Origin of the sequence: Pseudopedobacter sp., from assembly GCF_040392825.1 — a bacterium.
Taxonomy (GTDB): domain Bacteria; phylum Bacteroidota; class Bacteroidia; order Sphingobacteriales; family Sphingobacteriaceae; genus Pseudopedobacter.
This window is the reverse complement of sequence record NZ_JBEBVH010000362.1, coordinates 1-3,298: the sequence shown is the minus strand read 5'-3', so window position 1 is coordinate 3,298 and position 3,298 is coordinate 1. Positions and strand designations below refer to the sequence as shown.

Annotated in this window: 2 protein-coding genes; one reads left to right on the top strand and one right to left on the bottom strand. The window is 36.1% G+C overall.

Annotated features, from left to right (window positions below):
- A complete protein-coding gene (locus ABWO41_RS16925) occupies positions 1-2,313 on the bottom strand; it encodes a family 20 glycosylhydrolase (protein ID WP_353140544.1) in 2,313 nt (770 codons plus the stop codon).
- 198 nt (positions 2,314-2,511) lie between these two features.
- On the opposite strand from ABWO41_RS16925, the gene ABWO41_RS16920 reads away from it, so the two are divergent.
- Positions 2,512-3,045 (top strand): hypothetical protein, encoded by a 534-nt coding sequence (locus ABWO41_RS16920; protein WP_353140541.1) that lies wholly within the window; start codon positions 2,512-2,514, stop codon positions 3,043-3,045.
- Positions 3,046-3,298: the final 253 nt, after the last annotated feature.

Below are 3,298 nucleotides of genomic sequence, written 5' to 3'. Positions count from 1 at the left end.
TTACTCATTCTCCGTACTCATCATCACTGCTGGTAATTCTATTTTTTTGCCGTCTGTTCCCTTTACAAATAGCTGTAAAGCTGTTGCGGGACCATTATCAAAATAGCTTACTTTTATTTTATGTAAACCGGGCTTTAAAGGAACTCCGGCAGATCTTTCGTATTGGAAGATTCTTCCGTCGTTATCTATGATCAACTGGTCGTCTATATATAATCTGCTGCCGTCATTGCTTACTAAAGAAAATTCAAAAGTAGCATCTTCGTTAACATTGATATATCCTGTAAAGATCAGGCCGTATTCTCTGGCTCTGTTTTTTACCTGAGTAACACGTACCTGAGTGGCATAACCTTTTTGAGTCTCGTTACTGGTATCGAGTTCCATTACAGATTCGAACTTGCCGGGAATATAGTAATATTTCAATTTACCTCTTATTAATCCGGGGACAGTATCAATGGCAGGGAAAGGGTCTCTATTGAATAATTTGGTCGTAACGACACTGCTTTTCCTATTAGAAGGAGTTATCACGACTGATTTTACCTGACGTGATTCTCCTTTTGGAACAATAACCTCTAAATTTCCATCGTAAACCCTGGAGTATTGAGCCGGGTTACTCCCATCTATTGTATAGTGAATCTTTGCGCCTTTAACAGAAGGCTTCCAGGTAAAACGATAACTTCCAGCCACATTAATAGAAGTATCTTTTGCGCCAATTGCCGGTGGAACTCTATAATTGGTATTCCCGCAATCTATATTTGACAGATGGAAAGCAACTCTGTTTTCTGTAAAATCTGAAAAATCTTTATTTGCGGGTTGAGTCCATGCAATTTCAGATACAGCAAATAATCTTGGTAACAACATATACTCTGCCCATTGGGGAGTTTGGATATACTCTGTCCACATATTTGCCTGTACGCCAATAATGTACTTTTGCTGTTCGGGCTTTAAAACTGAAGGTGTTGGATTATAGGCATAAATTCTCTCTATAAATCCGTTACCGCCAATAGTAGTGGGTTCCTGGTCTGCCCTTCCCTGAATATGATCCAGATATAAACCATTATTGCTGGGGGTCATGATAACATCGTGATTTTGTCTGGCTGCTTCTATCCCTCCTTTTTCGCCTCTCCACGACATTACCGTAGCATTAGGTGCCAGTCCGCCTTCTAAAATTTCGTCCCAGCCAATAATTGCCCTTCCTTTTTTATTCAAAAATTGCTCTATCCTATGGATAAAATAAGATTGTAGATGATGTTCGTCTTTTAGTTTATTTCCCTTAATACGTTTCTTACAGTAAGGGCAAGTCTTCCACCTATCTTTTGGTGCTTCATCTCCTCCGATATGAATGTATTTGGACGGAAATATTTCTAAAACCTCTGTCAATACATCTTCTAAAAATTTAAAGGTTTGTTCTTTTCCTGCACAATATATATCAGGAAAAACTCCCCATTGCTGCGCAGCCTTAAATGGTCCGGGATTATCTCCACAAGCCAGTTCCGGATAGGCAGACAATGCCGCCATGGAATGTCCTGGAAGCTCTATTTCTGGAATCACATTTATATATTTTGAAGCTGCATAGGCTACAATTTCTTTAGCTTCTTGCTGAGTATAATAACCTCCGTAACGTTGACCGTCGAACACACGTGGAAAATAAGCATGAAAATTACCTATAACCGTCTGATCGCGATAAGCTGCTATTTCCTGTAACTTTGGATATTTTTTAATTTCTATTCTCCAGCCCTGATCTTCGGTTAAATGCCAATGAAAGTTATTCAGCTTATATGCTGCCATCAAATCGATATATTTCTTAATAAAATCCAATGGAAACAGATGTCTCCCTACATCTAAATGAAGACCTCTGTATTTGTACCTTGGTTCGTCTTTAATAGTTAGCTGAGGTATCTGTCCCGTTTCTTTATTGGCCAGATAAAGCTGATTTAATGATTGTAAACCATAAAAGGTACCTTTCTCCTTGCCTTCTACAACTATTTCATCTGCAGACACTTTTAAAGTATACGCTTCTTCGTTGGTATTATCTGATGAAGAATTGAAATAAATTAAGGTCTTTGGTTTTTGTATAAATGCTTTGGCGATGACCAAATCTATACCCTGATTCGCCTTTACCAGATCTCTGAAAAGCTCGGCAAGTTTTAAATCGCTCGCATTATGGTAAATAATAGCTGTCTCCTTATCCAGTTGGAAGTACCCGTTTCCGTATTCGATTTGATTGGGCTTTGGAATTATTGGATTCTTTATCTGTGCGTTCGCTGTAAATGTAATTGGAATAAACAGTAATAGATGAACAATTTTCCTGAACATATTATTGAATTGAAACGCTGAATATAAGAACCTGCATGTAAAGAACCAATAGAAAATTAGATTTTATAGAACGGGAGTAACAGCTGTTTTGGATAAGCTAAAAAGAAGAATAAACAATCAAAACATTTTTAACATAATTAATTGAAGTTAAATAGATTTATATTATCTTTTCGGCAGAAATTAAAAAACTAAAAAACCATGAAAATAAACGTAAAAACCTCATTTATTGGTGCAATATTGTTAGCATTTGTGAGCTTATCTTCTTGCGATAAAGTAAAAGATGCTATTCAAGCCGATGTAAAAGTAACACCTAATGCTATTGAGTTCACTATTCCTCAGGTAACAAATCTGGAAAGAGGAAGAATAACAGGTGTTGAAAATATCTCTAAAATTGACCTCAACCAATACAAAGGTTTAAAGAGTATCAATCTTACCTCGTTAAAAGTTGAATTGTTAGACAAAGTATCGGGAGCTAATTTTAAAGCTCTGGAAGAAATTTCGATAGAAATAAAATCGGGTACAAATACAGCTGTATTAGCTAAAAAACTAAACACTGATTTCACAAATGACCAATACACGATAGAAATACCGGTAACTGGTGGCGATATAGACATACAAAACTTTGTAAAAAACACTTTCAGCTACGATATTGTTGGCAAAGCGCATATGGAGACTTCCCAAGCAGTAAGAGCAAAGTTAACTGCTGTATACACTGTTAAATTTGGATTATAAGATTACAATCTATATTGGATTAAAAAATCCTGTTGATTTTATCAACAGGATTTTTTTGTTTGAGAACCGCTCATTCTTGCCGAATCACGGTTGCTGTGACCGCTTCAAATAAGCATTAAACTATAGACCTCCATTACAGTCATGATTTTCTTCCTCTAAGAGAAAAAACTTACAAGAACTATTATCTGATTATTTCTATTCCGGAATTATTTAATTCCTTTATTTCCTGTTTTTTTTTCATTTTCATTTTGTT

Coding starts and splice junctions, on each gene's coding strand:
- ABWO41_RS16925 (WP_353140544.1), bottom strand. CDS start 2,313: ATGTTCAGGAAAATTGTTCATCTATTACTGTTTATTCCAATTACATTT.
- ABWO41_RS16920 (WP_353140541.1), top strand. CDS start 2,512: ATGAAAATAAACGTAAAAACCTCATTTATTGGTGCAATATTGTTAGCA.